This window comes from Mangrovihabitans endophyticus (assembly GCF_014646155.1).
Taxonomy (GTDB): domain Bacteria; phylum Actinomycetota; class Actinomycetes; order Mycobacteriales; family Micromonosporaceae; genus Actinoplanes; species Actinoplanes endophyticus.
Genome location: NZ_BMMX01000017.1, coordinates 1 through 19,672 on the forward strand (window position 1 = coordinate 1; position 19,672 = coordinate 19,672).

16 protein-coding genes are annotated in these 19,672 nt (G+C 71.5%); 10 read left to right on the forward strand and 6 right to left on the reverse strand.

What is annotated here, in order from left to right:
- From eccD to IEY73_RS18700, 3 genes are all read left to right on the forward strand, one after another.
- On the forward strand, nt 1-1,574 hold a 1,574-nt coding region (eccD, locus tag IEY73_RS18690; protein WP_229715950.1), incomplete at its 5' end, for a type VII secretion integral membrane protein EccD.
- A 116-nt stretch (nt 1,575-1,690) separates the two neighbouring features.
- Complete coding sequence (gene eccB, locus IEY73_RS18695; protein WP_189080533.1) at nt 1,691-3,052, forward strand: type VII secretion protein EccB; 1,362 nt, start codon at nt 1,691-1,693, stop codon at nt 3,050-3,052.
- A gap of 65 nt (nt 3,053-3,117) precedes the next feature.
- A complete protein-coding gene (locus IEY73_RS18700; RefSeq protein WP_189080534.1) occupies nt 3,118-3,774 on the forward strand; it encodes a LuxR C-terminal-related transcriptional regulator in 657 nt (218 codons plus the stop codon).
- A gap of 53 nt (nt 3,775-3,827) precedes the next feature.
- On the opposite strand, the gene IEY73_RS18705 is transcribed toward IEY73_RS18700, so the two are convergent.
- Nucleotides 3,828-4,784: a hypothetical protein gene (locus tag IEY73_RS18705; protein WP_189080535.1), complete on the reverse strand. Its 957-nt coding sequence runs from the start codon at nt 4,782-4,784 to the stop codon at nt 3,828-3,830.
- 356 nt (nt 4,785-5,140) lie between these two features.
- Between IEY73_RS18705 and IEY73_RS18710 the strand changes: the two genes are divergently transcribed.
- Nucleotides 5,141-6,265 carry a PQQ-binding-like beta-propeller repeat protein gene (locus IEY73_RS18710; protein ID WP_229715951.1) on the forward strand — a complete coding sequence of 375 codons (1,125 nt, stop codon included), beginning with the start codon at nt 5,141-5,143 and terminating at the stop codon, nt 6,263-6,265.
- 102 nt (nt 6,266-6,367) lie between these two features.
- Nucleotides 6,368-7,450 carry a permease gene (locus IEY73_RS18715; RefSeq protein ID WP_189080537.1) on the forward strand — a complete coding sequence of 361 codons (1,083 nt, stop codon included), beginning with the start codon at nt 6,368-6,370 and terminating at the stop codon, nt 7,448-7,450.
- 6 nt (nt 7,451-7,456) lie between these two features.
- Here the strand turns inward: IEY73_RS18715 and IEY73_RS18720 are convergent, their stop codons facing one another.
- Nucleotides 7,457-8,845, reverse strand: coding sequence for an NADP-dependent succinic semialdehyde dehydrogenase (locus IEY73_RS18720; protein WP_189080538.1), 1,389 nt, complete (start codon nt 8,843-8,845; stop codon nt 7,457-7,459).
- A 148-nt stretch (nt 8,846-8,993) separates the two neighbouring features.
- On the opposite strand from IEY73_RS18720, the gene IEY73_RS18725 reads away from it, so the two are divergent.
- Together IEY73_RS18725 and IEY73_RS18730 are read left to right on the forward strand one after the other, a co-directional pair.
- Nucleotides 8,994-10,139: a glutathione-independent formaldehyde dehydrogenase gene (locus IEY73_RS18725; RefSeq protein ID WP_189080539.1), complete on the forward strand. Its 1,146-nt coding sequence runs from the start codon at nt 8,994-8,996 to the stop codon at nt 10,137-10,139.
- Nucleotides 10,140-10,220: 81 nt separating this feature from the next.
- Nucleotides 10,221-10,688 carry a hypothetical protein gene (locus IEY73_RS18730; protein ID WP_189080540.1) on the forward strand — a complete coding sequence of 156 codons (468 nt, stop codon included), beginning with the start codon at nt 10,221-10,223 and terminating at the stop codon, nt 10,686-10,688.
- A 69-nt stretch (nt 10,689-10,757) separates the two neighbouring features.
- Here the strand turns inward: IEY73_RS18730 and IEY73_RS18735 are convergent, their stop codons facing one another.
- The 4 genes from IEY73_RS18735 to IEY73_RS18750 all read right to left on the reverse strand — a co-directional run bounded on the left by IEY73_RS18735 (nt 10,758) and on the right by IEY73_RS18750 (nt 14,702).
- Nucleotides 10,758-11,588 (reverse strand): ABC transporter permease, encoded by an 831-nt coding sequence (locus IEY73_RS18735; RefSeq protein ID WP_189080541.1) that lies wholly within the window; start codon nt 11,586-11,588, stop codon nt 10,758-10,760.
- A complete protein-coding gene (locus tag IEY73_RS18740) occupies nt 11,585-12,415 on the reverse strand; it encodes an ATP-binding cassette domain-containing protein (protein WP_189080542.1) in 831 nt (276 codons plus the stop codon). The genes IEY73_RS18735 and IEY73_RS18740 overlap by 4 nt, the downstream gene beginning before the upstream one ends.
- A complete protein-coding gene (locus IEY73_RS18745) occupies nt 12,412-13,368 on the reverse strand; it encodes an ABC transporter substrate-binding protein (protein WP_189080543.1) in 957 nt (318 codons plus the stop codon). The genes IEY73_RS18740 and IEY73_RS18745 overlap by 4 nt, the downstream gene beginning before the upstream one ends.
- 542 nt (nt 13,369-13,910) lie before the next feature.
- Entirely contained in the window at nt 13,911-14,702 is a 792-nt protein-coding gene (locus tag IEY73_RS18750; RefSeq protein ID WP_189080544.1) for a bestrophin-like domain, read from the reverse strand.
- A gap of 145 nt (nt 14,703-14,847) precedes the next feature.
- Between IEY73_RS18750 and glgX the strand changes: the two genes are divergently transcribed.
- The 3 genes from glgX to IEY73_RS18765 are packed head-to-tail and all read left to right on the forward strand — an operon-like array spanning nt 14,848 to nt 19,645.
- Nucleotides 14,848-16,914, forward strand: a complete 2,067-nt coding sequence (gene glgX / locus IEY73_RS18755; RefSeq protein WP_189080545.1) for a glycogen debranching protein GlgX — start codon at nt 14,848-14,850, stop codon at nt 16,912-16,914.
- Complete coding sequence (locus IEY73_RS18760; protein WP_189080546.1) at nt 16,911-19,073, forward strand: AGE family epimerase/isomerase; 2,163 nt, start codon at nt 16,911-16,913, stop codon at nt 19,071-19,073. Before glgX ends, IEY73_RS18760 begins: the two co-directional genes overlap by 4 nt.
- A complete protein-coding gene (locus IEY73_RS18765) occupies nt 19,070-19,645 on the forward strand; it encodes a DJ-1/PfpI family protein (RefSeq protein WP_189080547.1) in 576 nt (191 codons plus the stop codon). The genes IEY73_RS18760 and IEY73_RS18765 overlap by 4 nt, the downstream gene beginning before the upstream one ends.
- Nucleotides 19,646-19,672: the final 27 nt, after the last annotated feature.

The window sequence follows — 19,672 nt, forward strand, 5'->3', positions numbered from 1 at the left end:
CCGCCGGGGCGGGTCCCGGCCAGCCCGGCCGCCCCGCGGGTTATCCCGGCCAGCCCGGCCGCCCCGCGGCTTACCCGGGCCAGCCCGGCCGCCCCGCGGCCACGCCCGCCCGGCGCACCTCTGCGCCGGCCTCTACTGCGCCGGCCCGCACTGCGCCGGCTTCTACCGGGCCGGCGTCCACGGCGGTGGCCCCGGTGCCGCCACCGTCCGCACCACGCCGTGTCACGGTCGTGGCCGGTGGACGGCGGGCCGACATCGCCCTGCCCGCGCCGTGCACCATCGCCGAACTGACCCCGGTGCTGCTGCACGCGGTGGCGCCGCATCTGGCCGATGAGGAAGCCGGCACCCGGGGCTGGGTGCTGCGGCGGGTGGCTGGGCCGCCACTGGCCGGCGCGCAGACGGTCGCCGCGTCGGACCTGCGTGACGGCGAGATCCTGCATCTCGTGCCGGCCGGGCTGGACGCCCCGGTAGCGGTCTTCGACGACACCGTCGACGCGGTTGCCGACAACGTGCGTACCGGGCCGGGCCGGTGGGGACCGCGGCTGTCCGGCCGGGTGGGCCTCGCCGTGGCGGTCCTGTCCTTCGTGCTGGCCGCCGTCACCATGGCCGCCGCGGTCGCCGGCCCGGCCGGTCCGGCCGCCGCGGCGACGATGGCGGTCGCCCTGCTCAGCGCGGGCGTCGTCGTCGAGCGGCGGCGCGGTCTGCCGGATCTGGCGGTGGCGTTGACCGCCGCGGGCGTTCCGGCGGCCGCCGCAGCCGCAGCCGCAGCCGGTGCCGGCCGGCTGCCGACGGCGGCGGATCCCGCACTGTGCACCGCGGCCCTCGCGGTGACCGCCCTGTACGCCGCCGTTGCCGCCCTGCTGTTGCGCCTGCGCCGGGCCTGGTTCGTGGCCGGCACGGGCGTCTGCGCGTCCGGGGCGGTCGCCGCGGCGTGTGTCACCGTCGGCGTGGCCGGCCCGGCGTCGGCCGCGGCGGTGCTGGTCGTGCTGGCCGTCGTGCTCACGCCCGCCTTCCCCGGCCTCGCCCTGCGCATGGGCGGGCTGCCGGTGCCGGAAGTGCCCGCCGACATGGCGACCTTCCGGGACGCTGAGCAACCCACCCCGGCGACCGAGACGGCCGGGCGCACCCGGGCGGCGGAGACGGCGCTGACCGCCCTGCTGGCCGGCTCGGCGGCGACCGTGGTCGCGGGCGGTGCGGTGCTCCTGGACTCCGGTGTCACTGCCGGCTTGGCGCTGACCGCCGCGGCGGCTCTCGCGCTGCTGGTGCGCAGTCGCGCGTACGCGGCGGCGGCGCACCACGCCGTGCTGCTCGCCGCCGGGATGGGCATGCTGGTGGCCGTGTCGGCGAAGGTCGTGCTGGTGTACGGCGGCCCGGCGGCTGCGGCGATCGGCGCCGCCACCCTGGCCGCCGGGATCGGGTGCGCGGTGCACGCCGCCCGTGCCGGCCGCAGATCTCCCTCGCCGCGCTGGGCCCGGCTGGCCGACGTCGCCGACTTCGTCATGGTCACCTCCCTGGTGCCGCTGGGCGTATGGGTGCTGGGACTGTACGGCTCGGCGCAGGCGCTGGCCGGGTGATCCGCGCGGCGTGACGCGGTGGGCGAGACGACAAAGTTCCCGCCCACCGCGAACCGTTCTCGCCGGCCGCACGGAGTACCTCGTAGAACCGTCGGCGACGATGTGCGAGGACGACGATGTGGACTCAACGGGATCAGCTTCAGGCCTACCAGTTCCTGCGCCGCCGCATCGTGTCGGCGCTGCAGTTCGGTGACGCGAACCATCCGGTCGCGCCGGGACGGCGGCTGATCCGGGCCACCGCCGCCGGTCTGGGCGTGGCCTTGCTGGTCACCGGTGGTTTCCTGGTCGCCGCGGTGCTGCATCCGGGCAGCACGGCCGACTGGCGCAGCCCGGGGCAGATCCTTGTCGAAAAGGAGACCGGAGCGAGTTTCGTGCTGGGCGACGACGGCCTGGTGCATCCGGTGCTGAACCACGCCTCGGCCCGGCTGCTCATCGGCTCCGCGAAGATCACCTCGATGTCGTCCCGCGCCCTGGCCGATGCACCGCGCGGCCGGCCACTCGGCATCCCCGGCGCCCCCGCGTCGCTGGCCGCGCCGGACGCCCTGATCACCGGTCCGTGGGCGGTCTGCACCACGCCGGGCGACGCGGCGGCGCTCACCACGGCCGTGGTCGGCGCGTCGCTTCCGGCCGCGCGGCTGAACGCCGGCCAGGGTGTGGTGGTCAGGGACCCGGACGGCGCCCGCTACCTGGTGAGCGACGGGCGCCGTCTCCGGGCTCGCACCGGTGCCCTGGTGGCGCTCGGGTACGACGCGGTCCGTCCCCGCCCGGCCGGCTCGGCCTGGATCCGGGCGCTACCCGCCGGACCGGATCTGACGTTGCTCGACGTGGCCGGCGTGGGCCGTCGCGGCCCCCGGCTGGCCGGCGCTTCGACGCGGGTCGGGCAGATTCTGCTGGCCCGGGGCGTGGACGGCGCGGACCGTTACTACCTGGTCGGGGCGGACGGGCTGGTGCCGGTGGGGCAGACCGAGGCGGCGCTGATCCTCGGGAATCCGGACAACCGCGATGCCTATCGCGACGGTGTGCCGCGTCCGGTGGACGTGGCGGCGGCCGATGTCGCCGCCTCCGGACTCGTGGCCACGCGGGCGAAGGATCCGGGGTTCCCGCCCCGGCTGCCGAGGATCACGCCCGGCGAAGGCCCGGTGTGTGCCGGCGGAAGCGGCACCGGCCCGCTCGCTCTGTGGACCGGGCCGGCGCCGGTGCCGTCCGGCGCGCGGGCGTTGCCGGTGGAGGCACCGGCATCCGCCCGTACGGCCGATCGCGTCTACGTGGCGCCCGGAGCCGATCTGCTGGTGCGGGCGGGTGGCGGCGGCACCGCGCTGATCACCGACCAGGGCACCCGTTATCCGGTCGCCGGCCCCGACGATCTGAAGGCCCTCGGGTACGGCGATGCCACCGTCACGTCCGTCACCACCGGACTGCTGAGTCTCTTCCCGGCGGGGCCGGAACTGTCCCGCGCCGCCGCCCGCGGTCCCGCCTGACCACGGCCCATCAGAACCGGCCCACCGAGCAAGCCCACCCCACCAGTGCAGAAGGAGGCGGCATCATGCCGCAGACCGACGACGCCATCGTGGTGTCCATCGTGGAGGACCATCCGTTGTTCCGTGCGGCGCTGTCGCGCGTGGTCGAAGGGCTGCCGGGCTTCCGCCTCGGCCCGGTGGCCGGGTCGGTGGAGGAATTCCTCGCCCACCGCCTGCCGTCGGGCGCGGTGGTGCTGTTGGATCTGCACCTGCCCGGGCGGCAGGGTGCGGCGGCGGCGCTGGCGATCGCCGAGGCGGGTCATCGCCCGCTGGTGATTTCGGCCCAGGCGGCGCAGTCGGACGTGCTCGCCGTGCTGGCCGCGGGCGCCCGCGGATACCTGCCGAAGTCCGCGGATGCGGATGAGGTCGGGACGGCGCTGCGTCAGGTGGCTCACGGGGAGACGTACGTGTCCGCGTCGCTGGCGGCCGCGCTGCTGGACCGTTCCCGGCCGCGGCAAGCCGGCCCCCGCCTGGCGCTCACGCCCCGCGAGCACGAGGTGCTGGCGCTGCTGGCCGAGGGGGAACGCGACATCGACATCGCGGAATCACTCACCATCAGCGTCCGTACCGTGCGCTCGCACCTGGACCGCATCCGGGAGAAGACCGGCCGTCGCCGCCGTTCCGAACTGACTCGCCTGGCGATCGGTGAGGGCATCATCCGGCGGCCACTGCGGACCGCCTGACCCGCGCGGCCGGTGCCGGGGCGGCGCATGCCCCGGCACCCGGCATGCCCGGATCAGGCGCGTGTCGTCCGCAGTCGGCGGATCCAGCCCTGCGCGGTGTGCCGAGGCACGTCGTAGTGCGCCGCCACGGCCGACGTGCTGCCGGTGCGGTCGTACACCGCGGCCAAGTCGTCGGGGGTGCGCCGGTAGGCGCGACTGGCCGTCGCCTTCTGGGCTGTCGTCTTCTGGGCTGCTGCCTTCTTGGGCGCTGTCTTCTTGGCGGCGGTGGTGGCGGAGCCGCGGCCGGTGGCCTTGCGCGCGGTGGCCGTCGCCGCGCTGCGCCCGGCGGCCGTGGCTTTCCTGGTGGTCGTGGCTTTCTTGGCGGCGGTGGCCTTCCTGGTGGTCGTGGTCTTCTTGGCGGTCGCGGCCTTCTGCGCGGTGGTCTTCTGCGCGGTCGCCTTGCGCGCGGTGGTCTTCTGCGCGGTTGCCTTCCGCGCACCGCGAGGAGCGCTGCCGCGCGCGGTTGTCTGTGCGGCGGCGGCCCTCGAGGCGCCGCGGGTGGCCGCCTTGCGTGTCGTCGCCCGAGGGGTGCGCCGCCGCGGCGCCGCCCTCGGCTGCTCCTCCGGCTCCGGTGCGTCGGCGGTCCCCGCCGGCTCCATCACGGGCGCCGTCGTCGCCGATGCATCGTCGGTCATCCCGTCCACGGCGGCTTCGCCGGGGGACGGCTGTGGTGCGGCATGCGCCGCCGGGGATTCGCCGCCGTCCGGTGGTGCCGCGGCGAGGGCGGGCGTGCCCGCCCCGGGGATTTCGGTGGCGGTCGCCCGGACCCGCTCGGCGCCGGGCACCGCCGCCGAGACGGCCTGCAGCAGCAGAGGAAAGTCGATGGTCGGCACATGGCCGCTGGACAAGCCGCCCGCGGAGTGCAGATGCACATCGGTGATGCGGACCTCGTCGCCCGAGGTGTCCACCACGATTTTGGTCGTGGCTCCGCTGTCGTTGTCGGGTGCGATGGTGATGGTGTAAGAGTCCATGGGGGTGTGTCCTTCCGGGATCGGCGGCTCACCTGTGCACGCGATGCCTGCCCCCGACAGGCGATGACGGCCGCCGCGCCGACGTGTGTGTCAAGATCAGCAATCTACCTCACCCACGCCGTGCCGACGCCCACCGCGGTGCACCGTTTCTCCAGCATGCCTCGCCACCCACCTCCGACGCGACGGAACACCGCCGATCGGTGGTGCCGAAAATGCCCGGACCGCACGTCCGGCCGAGCGTCCACTGGGGAGTCATGCGGGGCGGGCACTCCTTCGTGGTCATCCGTTCGAACCGCGTCCGCGACCTGGACGGACCTCGCGCAGTTGATCAAGGCATGCGAAGATTTCCGGCCTTCATGGCAATGACCTGCGCGCTGGCCTCGGGGACCGTCGGCGCGATCGCCACCGCCACACCCGCTGCGGCCGCGGTGTCGGCCCGGTCCTCGACGACACCCGGCTTCAACTCCACGGTGTGGGCAGTCGCATTCCGCGGCAACGTGGTGTATGTGGGCGGTTCGTTCACCAAGGTTTCGTTCTACGGCAAGACGTATACCCGCAAGCGGCTCGCCGCGTTCGACGCCCGCACCGGGGCGGTCCTGTCCTGGAACCCGGTCGCCGACGGCACCGTGCGGTCGCTGGCCGTCGCCGGTCGCGCGGTGTACGCGGCGGGCGACTTCTCCACCGTCTCGGGAACCCGCCGCGATTCCGTCGCCCGCTTGGATGCCGTCACCGGACGGCTCACGTCCTTCCGGCACGAGTTCACCGGCAAGGCCACCACCCTCGCGATCGGCAACGGCCGAATCTACGTGGGCGGGAAGTTCTCCGCGGTGGACGGGAAGAAGCGCGGCAACCTCGCGGCCTTCCGGCACTCCTCCGGGGCGCTGGACGGCTCGTGGCGACCGCGCACCAACGACCGGGTCAAGGCGGTGGCCGTCACCCGTACCCGGGTGTATGTCGGTGGTGGATTCCGCACGGTGAACGGTTCCGGCAGGCAACCGCGCCTGGCCGCGGTGCATCCGGTCTCCGGCAGGCTGATCACCGCGTTCCGGCCGAAGGCGCCGGCCATCGTGCTCGATGTGGAGGCGGATGCCCGCACCGTCTACACCGGCACCGGCGGGCCCGGCGGGCGCGCGGTGGGATACACCAATTACGGGTACGTGCGCTGGACGCATCTGTTCGACGGAGACGTGCACAACATCGCGGTGCTGCGCGGCGTGACCTACGCCGGCGGCCACTTCGACCGCGCCTGCACGACCACCAGCACCATCAAGCAACTGGGCTGCCCGAAGGGTTACGCCAAACGGATCAAGCTGGCCGCGCTGGACACCCGGGGACGGCTGACGGGCTGGAATCCGCAGGCGAACGGCGTCCACGGCGTGCAGGTGCTGTCGTCGGACACGCGCACCCGCCGGGTCGCCGCCGGGGGCGCCTTCACCCGCATCGGCGGCGCCCGCCACGAGCGGTTCGCGCTGTTCGGCTGACGAGAGGGCGGGCGGCGGCTACCGCGGCTGCCGCCCGCCTCCCGGCGCGATAGGGTCCGGACGGCGCCGGGTGGAAGGGCCGCCGGGTGAAGGGGTGACGGCATGAGCGACGCGGTCGGGGTCCGCCGTGCGCGGCGGGTGGCCGTCGCCGCGGTTCTTGCGCTGGTCATCGCGGTGCTCACGCTGTCGTGGGCGAAATGGTTGCCGTACGCAGCGAAGACTCGCGCGCTGGCCGGCACCGGGGTGTGGCCCGGCTCGGACATTCTGCGGGTGGGCGAGGTGCACCCCGGCGACCCGCCGAGTTGGTCCGCGGCGTGGTCGTTCACCCGCGCCTACGCGTCGGCCATCTGGCCGGCCCTGGTGGCCGCGCTGCTGATCAGCGCCGCCCTGCAGACCCTGGTGCCGCGGGCCTGGTTGCTGCGCGTGCTGAACCGGCCGAGCCGGCTGGGCGCCGCCCTGGCCGGGGCGGCGGCGAGCACGCCGTCGATGATGTGCACCTGTTGCACCGCCCCGGTAGCGGTGGGCCTGCGCCGCCGCGGCGCCGGCATCGCCGCCGTGGTCGCGTACTGGCTGGGAAATCCCTTGCTGAACCCGGCGGTGCTGGTCTTCCTGCTGTTCGTCGCGCCGTGGCAGTGGACGGTCACCCGGCTCGCCGTCGGTGCCGTCGTGGTGATCGGCGGCGCATGCGTCGTTTCGCTCGTCGCCGACCGCGGCGTCCCAGCGTCCGCGGTCCCGGCGTCCGCGGTCCCGGCGCCCGCGGCCCCGGCTGCGGATCCCGATCCGTCCGCGGCCGGTTTCGGTCGGGCGCTGGTGCGCCTGCTGGTCACCCTGGTCCCCGAGTACGCCCTGGTGGTCATGCTCGTGGGCGGGTTCCGTGGCTGGCTGTTCCCGCTCGGTCAGGGCGGCCTCGGCACCGGCGTGGCCGTGGTGCTGGTGGCCGCCACCGTCGGCACCCTGATGGTGATCCCGACCGGCGGCGAGATCCCGATCGCCCAGGGCGCGGCCGTGGCCGGACTGTCCCTGGGCGCGGTGGGCGCGTTGCTGATCACCCTGCCCGCGGTCAGCCTGCCCGGCATCGCCATGGTGGGCCGGGCCTTCGGGTGGCGGGTCACCGCGGCCGCCGCCGGCGTCACCGCGGCCGGTGGCCTGCTGGGCGCCGCGGTGCTCGCGCTGCTCCCCGGCTGAACCGGATCACCCGACCGCCGGGTCGCCGATCCAGACCGTCTTGAGGTTGCAGAACTCGCGGATGCCCGCGGCCGACAGCTCCCGTCCGTACCCGGAGTTCTTCACCCCGCCGAACGGCAGTTGCGGGTACGACGCGACCATCCCGTCGATGAACACCGCCCCGGCCTCCAGATCGTCCACCAGCCGCCGCCGCTCGTGGGGGTCGGTGGTCCAGGCGTTGCTGCCCAGCCCGAACGGTGTGGCGTTGGCCAGCGCGACCGCCTCCTCGTACGACGACACCCGGTAGACGCCGGCCACCGGGCCGAACACCTCCTCGGCGTACATGCGCATCCGCGGCGTGAGGTCGGTGACCACCGTCGGCGGGTACCACCAGCCGCCGCCCTCGCCGCGCCGTCCGCCGCAACGCACCGCGGCGCCCTTGTCCACCGCGTCGGCGACCTGCGCCGCGACGTCATCACGGCCCTGCTCGGTGGCGAGCGGGCCGATGTCCGTGCCGTCGGCCATCGGATCGCCCACGGTCAGCTCCGACATCCGCGCGGTGAACTTCTCCACGAACTCGTCGTAGACGTCGGTGTGCACGATGAAGCGTTTGGCGGCGATGCAGGACTGCCCGTTGTTCTGGCACCGCGCGGTCGTGGCCACCTGCGCGGCGCGGTCCAGATCGGCCGACGGCAGCACCACGAACGGGTCGCTGCCGCCCAGTTCCAGCACGGTCTTCTTGAGTTCCCGCCCGGCGATCGCGGCGACCGCCCGCCCGGCCGGTTCACTCCCGGTCAGCGTGGCCGCGCGCACCCGCGGATCGGTGAGGACCTGCTCGACCGCATCCGAGCCGATCAGCAGCGTCTGGAAGGCGCCCGCGGAAAAGCCCGCGCGCTCGAACAGCTCACCCATGTAGAGCGCGGTCTGCGGGACGTTGGAGGCGTGCTTGAGCAGCCCGGTGTTGCCGGCCATCAGCGCCGGCGCGGCGAAACGCATCGCCTGCCACAGCGGGAAATTCCACGGCATCACGGCCAGCACCGGGCCGAGCGGTTGATAGCGCCCGTACGCCCGATGCGCGCCGACCGCCTCCGCGTCGGCCGGTTCGTCGGCCAGGAACTCCTCGGCGTGCTCGGCATAGAACCGGCACGCCGTGGCGCACTTGGCCACTTCGGCCTTGGCCGCGCGCAACGGCTTGCCCATCTCCCGCGTGATCAGTGCGCCGACGTCGTCCTGCTCGGCCTCCAGCAGATCGGCCGCCGCACGCATCCAGGCCGCCCGCTGCCCGAAGGAGGTGCCGCGCAGGGCGCGGAACGCTTCGGCGGACCGGCCGATCGCCGCGTCGACCTGGTCCGGCGTCATCGGCTCGAACTTCTTCAGCACCTCGCCCGTGACCGGGCTGATCGTCGCGATGGGCATCTGTACCACCTCGTTTCTCACCGCATCGTCTCCGCTGGGGCTACCCGCCTGCGGCCACGCTAACCGCCCGCGCCGCAGGCACGCACCCACCGTTTGCGGGCCGGTGCCACGGGTAGCCGACGTGTATCAGTGATTCGGAGGTTCTCTCATGAAAGCCGTCGTCTATCAAGGCCCGCGCGACGTGACCGTCAAGCAGATGCCGGATCCGACGATCCAGGCGCCCACCGACGCGATCGTACGCATCACCACCACCAACATCTGCGGCTCCGACCTGCACATGTACGAGGGCCGCACGAACGTCGAGGAAGGCAAGATCCTCGGGCATGAGAACATGGGCGTCGTGGAGGCCGTCGGCGACGCGGTGGACCGGATCAAGGTCGGTGACCGGGTGTCGGTCCCGTTCAACATCGCCTGCGGGACGTGCCGCAACTGCGAAGCCGGATGGACCAGCTTCTGCCTGCGCACCAACCCCGTCGAAGGGATGGACGGCGCCGCGTACGGCTATGCCAACATGGGCCCGTACGCCGGAGGGCAGGCCGAGCTGCTACGCGTGCCGTACGCCGATGTGAACCTGCTGGAGCTGCCGCCGGGCACCGAGTACGAGAACGACTTCACCATGCTCTCGGACATCTTCCCGACCGGCTGGCACGGCACCGAGCTGGCCGGCATGCAGCCGGGTGACCGGGTCGCGGTCTTCGGAGCGGGTCCGGTCGGCCTGCTCGCGGCGCACAGCGCGATGATCCGCGGCGCGTCCGAGGTGTTCGTGGTGGACAAGGAACGCGACCGGCTCGACCTGGCCGGCAAGATCGGCGCCACGCCGGTGGACTTCGGCCGCGGCGACCCGGTGGAGCAGATCATGGACGCGACCGCGGGCCGGGGCGCCGACTGCGGCGTGGAGGCGGTCGGATACCAGGCGCACGACCCGTCCGGCGACGAACATCCCGAACTGGTGCTGGACAACCTGATCAAGGTGGTGCGCTCGACCGGCGGCATCGGCGTGGTCGGGGTGTACGTGCCGCAGGATCCGGGCGCGCCGGATGAGCGGGCCCGCCAGGGGCGCATCGCCTTCGATTACGGCACGTTCTTCAGCAAGGGGCAGCGGATGGGCACCGGGCAGTGCCCGGTGAAACGCTACAACCGGCAACTGCGCGATCTCATCACGGCCGGCCGGGCGACGCCGTCGTTCCTGGTCTCGCACGAGATGCCGCTGGACGAGGCGGCGCAGGGATATGCGCACTTCGACGCGCGGGAAGCCGGATGGACCAAGGTGCTGCTGCGGCCGTCCGCGGCGTGACACGGGTGCCGCCCGATGCCGTTTGGCGGCGCGCCGGGCCGGGCACCGCAACCGGGTAAGCCACCACGTGGAGGAGAACTCATGCGAACCGGAATCCTGGCCGGCGCCGCCGCGGGCGCCGCGGGCACCGCCGCGCTGAACGCCGCGACGTACGTGGACATGGTGGTGCGGGGCCGCGGCAGCAGCAGCACGCCGCAGCAGACCGTAGAGGCGCTGGAGGACCGCTTGCCGGTGACCGTGCCCGGCGAGGGGGAGACCCGGCAGAACCGCGTCAGCGGGCTGGGCAGCCTGTCCGGCATGGTGACCGGCGTCGGCATCGGAACCGTGTTCGGCGTGCTGCGGCGTGCCGGGGTGCGCCCGCCGGCCCCGGTCGGCGCCGCCCTGGCCGGTGTGGTCGCGATGGCCTCCACCGACCTGTCCATGGCCGGGCTGAAGGTCACCGACCCGCGCACCTGGTCGGCCGGTGAATGGCTGAGCGACCTGCTGCCGCACCTGATCTACGGTGCGGTCACCTACGCCACCCTGGAGGCGTTGGACCGGCGTTCCTGACACGGAGCCGGACGCCACGACGCCCGCGCCGAACCGGCGCGGGCGTCGTGATCTGTGGGAGCGGGAACGTCAGGCCAGCCGGCGTCCCAGCGCCGCGGTGACCCGATCCAGGTAGATCGCCAGGACCACCACCGCCAGGCCGCCCTCGAAGCCGCGGCCGATGTCCAACTGGGTGATCGCCTGGACGACGACGGCGCCCAGGCCGCCACCACCCACCAGGCCGGCCACCACCACCATGGACAGCGCCAGCATGATCACCTGGTTGACGCCCGCCATGATGGACGGGATGGCCAGTGGGAGCTGGACGTCGCGCAGGATCTGCCGGGGACGCGCGCCGAACGCGGTCGCGGCCTCCACGACCTCCGCGTCCACGTGCCGGATGCCCAGGTCGGTCAGGCGCACCGCGGGCGGGATGGCGAAGATGGTGGTCGCCACCACGCCGGGGACCACGCCGATGCCGAAGAAGAACACTGCGGGCAGCAGGTACACGAAGACCGGCATGGTCTGCATGAAGTCCAGGATCGGACGCGCCACAAGCTGAACCTTGTCCTTGCGGGCGGACAGGATGCCCAGCGGCACGCCGATGATCACCGCCACCACCGAGGCGACGAGCACCACCGACAGGCTCTGCAGCATGTCCTTCCACAGGTCCATCGCCTGGACCAGGAGCAGGCCGATCGCGGCCACCGGCACCACCAGCCAGCGCCGGGTGGCGAGCCAGGCGAGCGCGACCAGGATCGCGGCCAGCAGCAGCGGATGCGGCAGCACCAGCACGTGGTACATGCCGTTCAGAAGCTGCCGCAGCACCTCCGAGATGAAGCTGAACACCGGGTCCAGATTGTCCCGGAGCCAGTCGATGATCGTCTCGACCCAGTCATCGATCGGGATGTTGGGAATCACGGCTTGCCCCCGTTCGTCCGCACGTCGGCCACGAAGGCTTCGACATAGTCGTCCGCCGGGTGGGCCAGGATCTCCTCACCTGTCGCACACTGCACGATCCGGCCGTCCCGCATGATCATGATGCGGGTGCCGAGGCGCAGCGCCTCGACCAGATCGTGCGTCACGAAGACGACCGTGCGGCGCTCCTCGGCCTGCAACTGCAGGAGCAGCTCCTGCATCTCCCGCCGGATCAGCGGGTCCAGGGCGGAGAACGGCTCGTCCATGAGCAGCACGTCCGGCTGGGTGGCCAGCGCGCGGGCCAGGCCGACGCGCTGCTGCTGCCCACCGGAGAGCTGCGACGGACGTACGTCGCCGCGGTCGCCCAGCCCCACCTTCTCCAACGCCTCGTCCGCCTTGGCGCGCTGCTCCTCCTTGGAGGCGCCGCGCACCCGCAGGCCGTACGCCGCGTTGTCCCGCACATTGCGGTGCGGGAGCAGCCCGAAGTGCTGGAACACCATGCCGATGGTGCGGTTGCGCAGGTCGCGCAGCGCGGGGTCGGGCATGTCCCGCACCTCGTCGCCCGCCACCTTGATCGAGCCCGTGGTGGGCTCGATCAGGCGGTTGAGCATCCGCAGCACGGTCGACTTGCCGGAGCCGGAGAGGCCCATCACGCAGAAGACCTCTCCGCGTTCCACCGCGAAGTCCACGTCATCGGCGCCGAAGAAGCCGCCGGCCTCCCGGACCGCCGCGCGGCGCTCGTCCGGCGGCCGGGACTCGTCCCGCAGCATCCCCGCGGCGACGGCATCCTGCATGCCGTAGACCTTCGTCAGGCCGGAGACTTCGATCATGACTTGAGGACCGCGTCGGCGGCGGGGTCGCCGTCGGACGTGGTCACACCGTTCAGCCATTCCTTGACGGTGTCCGGGTTCGCCTTGATCCACGCGGAGGCGATGTCTTCGGCCTTCTTGCCTTCCTTGTCCACCTGGTTGATGAACTCCGAGGCGGTCTTCGTGTCGACCTTGATGTTGGACAGGAACTTCTTCAGGTTCGGGTCGTCCGTGTCCAGGCCCGCGCGGGCCAGGGTGCGGATCTCACCGGCGCCGGCCCAGACGTGCTCCGGGTCGTCCAGGAAGGTGAGGTTCCACTCCAGAGTCATCCAGTGCGGGCTCCAGCCGAGGAACACCACCGGCTGCTTCTTGGCGGCACGCCGCTCCACCTCGGCGAGCATCGCCTCGGTGCTGCTGGCGGTCAGCTTCCAGTCGCCCAGGCCGTACGCGTCCTTGTCGATGGCCTTCTGGATGGTGGCGTTGCCCGGCGAGCCGGGCTCGATACCGAGGATCTCCTTGCCGAACTTGTCGGCGTACTTGTCCAGGTCGGCAAGCGACTTGACGCCCAGTTCGTCGGTCACGTAACCGGGGACCGCCGGGGCGTACTCGGTGCCGGTCAGCAGGGTGCCGACGACCTCGGCCTTGCCCTTGTCGAGCACCGGCTGGAAGGTGTCCTTCTGGCTCGGCCACCAGTTGCCCAGGTAGGCGTCGGCCTGGTCGTCGGAGATGGCCTGGGCGGCGAGCGGCACGGACACCTCGTTGGTGCTCGTCTGGTAGCCCAGCTTGTCCAGGATCTGCATGGCGATCTGGGTCTCGACGACGAGGTCGGCCCAGGGCTGCTGCACGAAGCGGGCGGTGTGGTCGCCGCCGGAAGAACCGGCGAAGTCGTCGCCGGAGTCGTTGCTGCACCCGGCGAGGGCGCCGCCCACCAGCAGGGTGGCCGCCGCTGTGGCGGCGAATGTCCTTCTCAACATGTCACTCTCTCCGTGTGTGTTCTCGCCGGGGGAGCCGGCGGTTACCTGGTTCGAGGAAAGCTCGCGCGTATCCGCGAGAGGCATCGTCGTTGATGAGGAAAAGCGTGGAGAAAACGCGTCGGAATCGCGCGGAAACACACCCGCCGTCGAGCGCTCGACACGGTGGCGGTCGAGTTGCCGGCTCTTCGGCAGATGGTTTTCGTTACATGCGCCTGGCCTTTCGTGCCTGGCCCGCACGGGGCACCCGGCGCGGCGCCGACGTGGTGCCGGCCGCCCGTCCGGTCGGCACACGGGGTGCCGCGCCCATCGTCGTGTGCAGGTCTCGCGTCGCTTCCATCGCTTACACCATAGAGTCACCGGCCAGCGTCCGCCAAGATCGCCCCGACCTATATATCAGCATAATTGCGACACATCGGCTCAGTCGGTCGGGACTAATCGGGCGCTGGACGCGTGAATGGTCATGAAACTGTCATACAGCGGTGTCCGAACCGCGTTGCGGCACGTCGATCGCCGCCCGAGGGGCTCGCGGGTCGTGCGTGGTGTCAGCTGGGGTGCTTGTCCTGCAGTTGGGTGACGACTCCCTCGTACGGGGCGGGGGAGACCGAGAAGGATCCGTAGTACGGGTAGTTCATCTCCACCACGAGGAACAGGTTGATCCCGATCACGGCGCTGGACAGGAACAGCAGGATGCGCCGCAGCACCGCGTCGTCCAGCCCGAAGAACAGGCACAGCCCCAGGATCGCCACCGTCGCGCCGAGCACGCCGATCCACATGACCGTCGACATGCGGCGGTCGTCGGTCTCCGCGATCACCTGCTGGCGAAGCCGTTCGGCCTGACCGATGGTCTCCACCGCCTCGAAGGTGAACGCCCGCTGCGCCTCATTGCGGGGTGTGAGGGTGCTGACGTACCGGCTCAGCTCGCTCAGATCGGCCACTCCGGACCCGCGATCCACCGCGGTGCGGGCCTGCCAGTCGTCGAGCACGTCCCGCTCGTACGCGACGATCTCCCCGGCCAGCCGGTCCTGCACCTCGGGCCCGTAGACGGCGCCCGCGGGCACCAGCGCGGTGAGGTTGGCCGCCTCGCTGCGCACGGTGTGTTCGGCGTCCTTGAAACCGTCCCACAGCGAGACCACGCACAGCCCGATGACGATGGCGTACGCGACACCGACAACGGACACGATGACGCCGGTGACCGTGTTGTGCCGGCCGAGCCGTCGGTGGGGCATGCAGCGGTGGATGATGCCGTCGAGGCCCAGGGTGAGCAGGGGCAGCCCGAGCACCAGGGTGACGCCGACGAGCCAGGCGGGCGCGTCACGGACGAGCCACAGTTCCACGACGCCTCCGGGTGAGATCGAGCAACGGCGTGGCCCATTCTCCGGCGTGGCCGGGTTTTCGTTGCGGGAACGCGAAATCCGACTGCAGAACGTGAACGGCTTGCTACTTTCGGTCGCGTCCCGTTGATCGTCCGGGAGATCTCAGATGAGCTTGCATGTGCTTGACCGTGCGCCCGCCGAGGGCCGGCGCCGTTTCACCGTCGAAGCCGGGCGGGCGCACCCGTTCGGCGCCCGCACCGATGCCGGCGGCGTCAACTTCGCCGTCTTCTCCGAGCACGCCGAGGGTGTGGAACTGGTCCTGTTCGACACCCACGACGCCGCGGAACCGTTCGCCACGGTGACCCTCGACCCGCACCTGCACCGGACGTTCGCGGTGTGGCACGTCTATCTGCGCGGGCTGCGGGCGCCGGTGTTCTACGCCTGGCGGGTCAGCGGTCCGCCGGGCGGCGGCAATCGCTTCGACCCGGACAAGCTTCTCCTCGACCCGTACGCCCGGGGCCTGTCCCGGTCGGTGTGGGACCGGGGCGCGGCGTGCCGCCCCGGCGACAACACCGCCACCGCCCTGCGGTCCGCGGTGATCGACCACGACGCGTACGACTGGGCGGGCGACCGGCCGTTGCACCACCCGGCCGACGAGCTGGTGATCTACGAGATGCACGTCGGTGGCTTCACCCGCTCGGCCACGTCCGGGGTGCGGCATCCGGGCACCTTCGCCGGCGTGGTGGAGAAGATCCCGCACCTGCGGAGCCTGGGCGTCAACGCGGTCGAGCTGATGCCGGTGTTCGACTTCGACGCGGGCGAACGCAACTTCTGGGGATACAGCACCGCGGCGTTCTTCGCACCGCACGCCGGGTACTGCGTGACGCCCGGGAACGGCACCCATCTGGACGAGTTCCGCGACATGGTCAAGGCCCTGCACGCCGCGGGCATCGAAGTGATCCTGGACGTGGTGTTCAACCACACCGACGAGGGTAACCAGCTCGGTCCGCTGTTCAGCTTCGCCGGGCTGGACAACGCGAACTACTACTACCTGGACCCGGCCGACCCCCGGTACTACGACGACTATTCCGGCTGCGGCAACACGCTGATGGCCAACCATCCGATCGTCTCCAAGCTGATCGTCGACTGCCTGGAGTCCTGGGTGCGTGACATGCACGTGGACGGGTTCCGGTTCGACGAGGCCGCGGTGCTGACCCGCGGCGCCGGCGGCGCGGTGCTGGACGAGCCGCCGGTGGTGTGGCAGATCGAGCTGTCCGAGACGCTCGCCGATACGAAGATCATCGCGGAGGCGTGGGACGCCGCCGGCGCGTACGAGGTGGGCCGCTATCCGGGGTACCGCTGGGCGGAGTGGAACGGCAAGTTTCGCGACACCATGCGGCGGTTCGTCCGCAGCGACCCCGGCCTGGTCGGCGAGGTCGCCGACCGGCTGGGCGGCAGCGCCGACCTGTACCAGCAGCGCGGGCACCGGCCGGTGAACAGCGTCAACTTCATCACCTGCCACGACGGGTTCACGCTGGCCGACCTGGTGTCGTACGACCGCAAGCACAACGAGGCCAACGGCGAGGGCAACCGCGACGGCAACGACGACAACATGAGCTGGAACTGCGGCGCCGAGGGACCGACCGGCGATCCGGCGGTGCGCGCGCTGCGCGAACGGCAGACGCGGAACCTGGCGACCCTGCTGATGCTGGCCCGCGGCGTGCCGATGATGCTCGGCGGTGACGAGTTCGGCCGCACCCAGGGCGGCAACAACAACGCCTATTGCCAGAACAACGAGATCGGCTGGGTGGACTGGCGTGCCGCGCACGACAACGCCGGCCTGCTGCGGTTCTGGCAGCGACTGATCGCCTTCCGCCGGCGGCACCGGGCGCTGCGCGCGCCGGAGTTCCTCACCGCGGCGGAGGTGTCCTGGCACGGCACCCGGCTGGGCGCCCCCGACTGGGACGACCCGCAGGCCCGCGCGCTGGCCTACACCCTGTCCGGCCGCGACGGCGACCCGGACCTGCACGTGATGCTGAACATGTTCTGGGAGCCGCTGGAGTTCCAGATCCCCGCGGGCCGCTGGGCGCAGGCGCTGGACACCGCGCTGTCACCCGGAGCGGACCTGCCCGACGCCGGGACCGAGCCCGCCGTCACCGCACCGACCTACACCGTCGCGCCGCGCGGCATCGCCGTGCTCGTCGCCACCCACGCCAGTCAGGAGAACGCATGAGCAACGACATCGACTTCACCTTCTCCGACCTCATCGCCGGGTACGTCATCGACGTCGAGGCCGATCGCGGATTGGTCCATCTGAACACCTCGGACGGCCGTCCGTTCACCGCCAAGCTCACCTCGACGACCACCGCGGAGATGGTGCGGAATCTGGGCGACGGGTACGTGGACGCCACCACCGCGCTGACCGAGCTGCTGCAGCACGGCCGGCTGATTCACGCGTACGGCGTGTTCTATCCGGCCGACGGTGACGGCGGCACCGCGTTCGAGGCCAAGCACATCCTGCTGTTCGGCAAGGGCCACGACGAGTTCCGGTTCGAATCGCCGAGCTGGTGGATCAACCAGATCTCCCGGATCGCCGACTTCTATCTGGACGACGAGTTCGGGCCCGGCGCCACCACCTTCGACTACCGCGGCTACCGCACCGACCTGACCATGGAAGGCACCCGGACCGGCGCCGCGCGGCAGGAGACCGACACCGTCTCCCGCCTGGTGTACGGGCTGGCCACCGCCTACATGATGACCGGCAAGGACCGCTACCGCGACGCGGCGCTGGCCGGCTGCCACTACATGATCGAGAACCTGTGCAGCGTGGACCGGACCGAGCAGGTCGCGTACTGGTACCACGCGCTGGTGCGGTCCGCGGACGGCACCGAGCGCAAGATCTTCGCCTCGGAGTTCGGCGACGACTTCGATGCCATCCCGTGCTACGAGCAGATCTACGCGCTGGCCGGACTGACCCAGACCTACCGGATCACCGGCGATGAGAAGCTCCGCGAGATCATCGACCTGACCATCAACCTGTTCCACCGCTACTTCGCCGATCGGGGCACGTTCCCGGACGGCACGCCGCGGCGTGGCTACTACTCGCACGTAGACCCGGTCACCTTCGACCCGCGCAGCCCCGCGCTGGACGACGGCACCCGCACCAACCGGGACCGCAAGAACTGGAACTCGGTCGGCGACCACATCCCGGCTTACCTCATCAACCTCTTCCTGGCCACCGGCGACAAGCGGTACGCCGACGAGCTGGAGGAGCTGTGCGAGATCATCGCCACGCGCTTCCCGGACTTCGACAACACCCCGTTCGTGCAGGAGAAGTTCTTCGGCGACTGGACCCCGGACCGCGCGTACGGGCAGCAGCAGGACCGCGCGATCGTCGGCCACAACCTGAAGATCGCGTGGAACCTCACCCGGGTGAACAACCTGCGCCCGCACGCGAACTGGGTGACCGTGGCCAAGCGGATCGCCCAGCTCATGCCGGGCGTGGGCATGGACCCGCAGCGCGGCGGCTGGTACGACATGGTGGAACGGCACACCTCGCCCGGTGAGCGTTTCCACCGCCTGGTCTGGCACGACCGCAAGGCGTGGTGGCAGCAGGAGCAGGGCATCCTGGCCTACGAGATCCTCAACGCGGTGTTCGCCGACCCGCTGCACGCCAAGTACGCGCGGGAGAGCTCGGCCTTCTACAACGGCTGGATGCTGGACACCACCGCCGGCGGCATCTATTTCAACGTGCTGGCCAACGGCAACCCGTTCATGCTCGGTGGCGAGCGCAGCAAGGGCTCGCACTCGATGGCCATGTACCACAGCGCGGAGCTGTGCTTCCTGTCCGCGGTCTACCAGAACCTGGAGACCGAGGAGCAGCCCCTGGACCTGTTCTTCAGCCCGCAGCCGGGCGCCTTCGGCGGCGTGCTGCGGGTGGCGCCGGACCTGCTGCCGCCCGGCGCGGTGAAGATCATGCAGGTGTGGGTGGACGGCCACGAGTACGCCGACTTCGACGCCGCGAACCTCACCGTCACCCTGCCGCACAGCACCGCACCGCAGCACGTACGGGTGCGCCTGGCCGCGTCCGCCGTGACGTTCAGCGCGGACACCCTGGAGAACGTGGACGGCACGGCCCGCATCGCGCTGGCCGGTTCGCTGAGCCCGCACCGGCTGCCGGTGCTGCAACGCGCCATGGAGGACGCGCTGACCGCCGGCAGCACCCGGATCGTGCTGGACGCCACCGACCTGGTCTATCTGGCGAGCGAAGCCACCCGTTACCTCGCCGTGCTCAAGCAGCAACGCGACTTCACGCTGCAGGTCGACGGCGCGGCCGGTCAGGTGGCGCAGGAGCTGTGCGACAGCGAGCTGAACCAGGAGCTGGTCCGATGAAGGTCGCGGTGCTCCTGGAGAGCGATTACTACGAGCACGAGATCTGGTACTACTCCTACCGGTTCCCGGAGGAGGGCATCGAGGTGGACTACCTCACCCGGCTCTGGGGGCAGCCGTCGCTGACCTTCACCGGGCACGAGTACAAGGCGCCGTTCGCCTGCGACAAGTCCTTCGAGGACATGTCCGACGAGCAGCTCCGCTCGTACGCGGCGGTGATCGTGCCGTCGGCGTTCGTGGCCGACCGGTTGCGGTACAGCGCGGACCTGGCACAACTGCCTCCCGCCACCCGCTTCCTGCAACGCGCGTTCGCCGAACCGGGCATCGTCAAGGGCGTCATCTGCCACGGGCTGTGGCTGCTGTCGCGGACCCCGGAACTGGTGCGGGGGCGCCGGGTCACCTGCCACCCGAACCTGTACGGCGACGCGCTGAACATGGGCGCGCAGTACGTCGACGACGACGTGGTGACCGACGGTGATCTGGTCACCGCCCGCACCGGGGCGCAGGCCGGGCTGTTCGCCCGTGCCCTGATCGAGCGCATCGCGCAGCGCACACCGGCGCTGGCCGGGGCATGACCGCGGCCCGCCGCACGGCGGGCCGGG

Excerpts from the sequence above, each read along its gene's own strand:
- eccB (WP_189080533.1), top strand. The coding sequence starts at position 1,691 with ATGTGGACTCAACGGGATCAGCTTCAGGCCTACCAGTTCCTGCGCCGC.
- IEY73_RS18700 (WP_189080534.1), top strand. The coding sequence starts at position 3,118 with ATGCCGCAGACCGACGACGCCATCGTGGTGTCCATCGTGGAGGACCAT.
- IEY73_RS18705 (WP_189080535.1), bottom strand. The coding sequence starts at position 4,784 with ATGGACTCTTACACCATCACCATCGCACCCGACAACGACAGCGGAGCC.
- IEY73_RS18710 (WP_229715951.1), top strand. The coding sequence starts at position 5,141 with ATGGCAATGACCTGCGCGCTGGCCTCGGGGACCGTCGGCGCGATCGCC.
- IEY73_RS18715 (WP_189080537.1), top strand. The coding sequence starts at position 6,368 with ATGAGCGACGCGGTCGGGGTCCGCCGTGCGCGGCGGGTGGCCGTCGCC.
- IEY73_RS18720 (WP_189080538.1), bottom strand. The coding sequence starts at position 8,845 with ATGCCCATCGCGACGATCAGCCCGGTCACGGGCGAGGTGCTGAAGAAG.
- IEY73_RS18725 (WP_189080539.1), top strand. The coding sequence starts at position 8,994 with ATGAAAGCCGTCGTCTATCAAGGCCCGCGCGACGTGACCGTCAAGCAG.
- IEY73_RS18730 (WP_189080540.1), top strand. The coding sequence starts at position 10,221 with ATGCGAACCGGAATCCTGGCCGGCGCCGCCGCGGGCGCCGCGGGCACC.
- IEY73_RS18740 (WP_189080542.1), bottom strand. The coding sequence starts at position 12,415 with ATGATCGAAGTCTCCGGCCTGACGAAGGTCTACGGCATGCAGGATGCC.
- IEY73_RS18745 (WP_189080543.1), bottom strand. The coding sequence starts at position 13,368 with ATGTTGAGAAGGACATTCGCCGCCACAGCGGCGGCCACCCTGCTGGTG.
- glgX (WP_189080545.1), top strand. The coding sequence starts at position 14,848 with ATGAGCTTGCATGTGCTTGACCGTGCGCCCGCCGAGGGCCGGCGCCGT.
- IEY73_RS18760 (WP_189080546.1), top strand. The coding sequence starts at position 16,911 with ATGAGCAACGACATCGACTTCACCTTCTCCGACCTCATCGCCGGGTAC.
- IEY73_RS18765 (WP_189080547.1), top strand. The coding sequence starts at position 19,070 with ATGAAGGTCGCGGTGCTCCTGGAGAGCGATTACTACGAGCACGAGATC.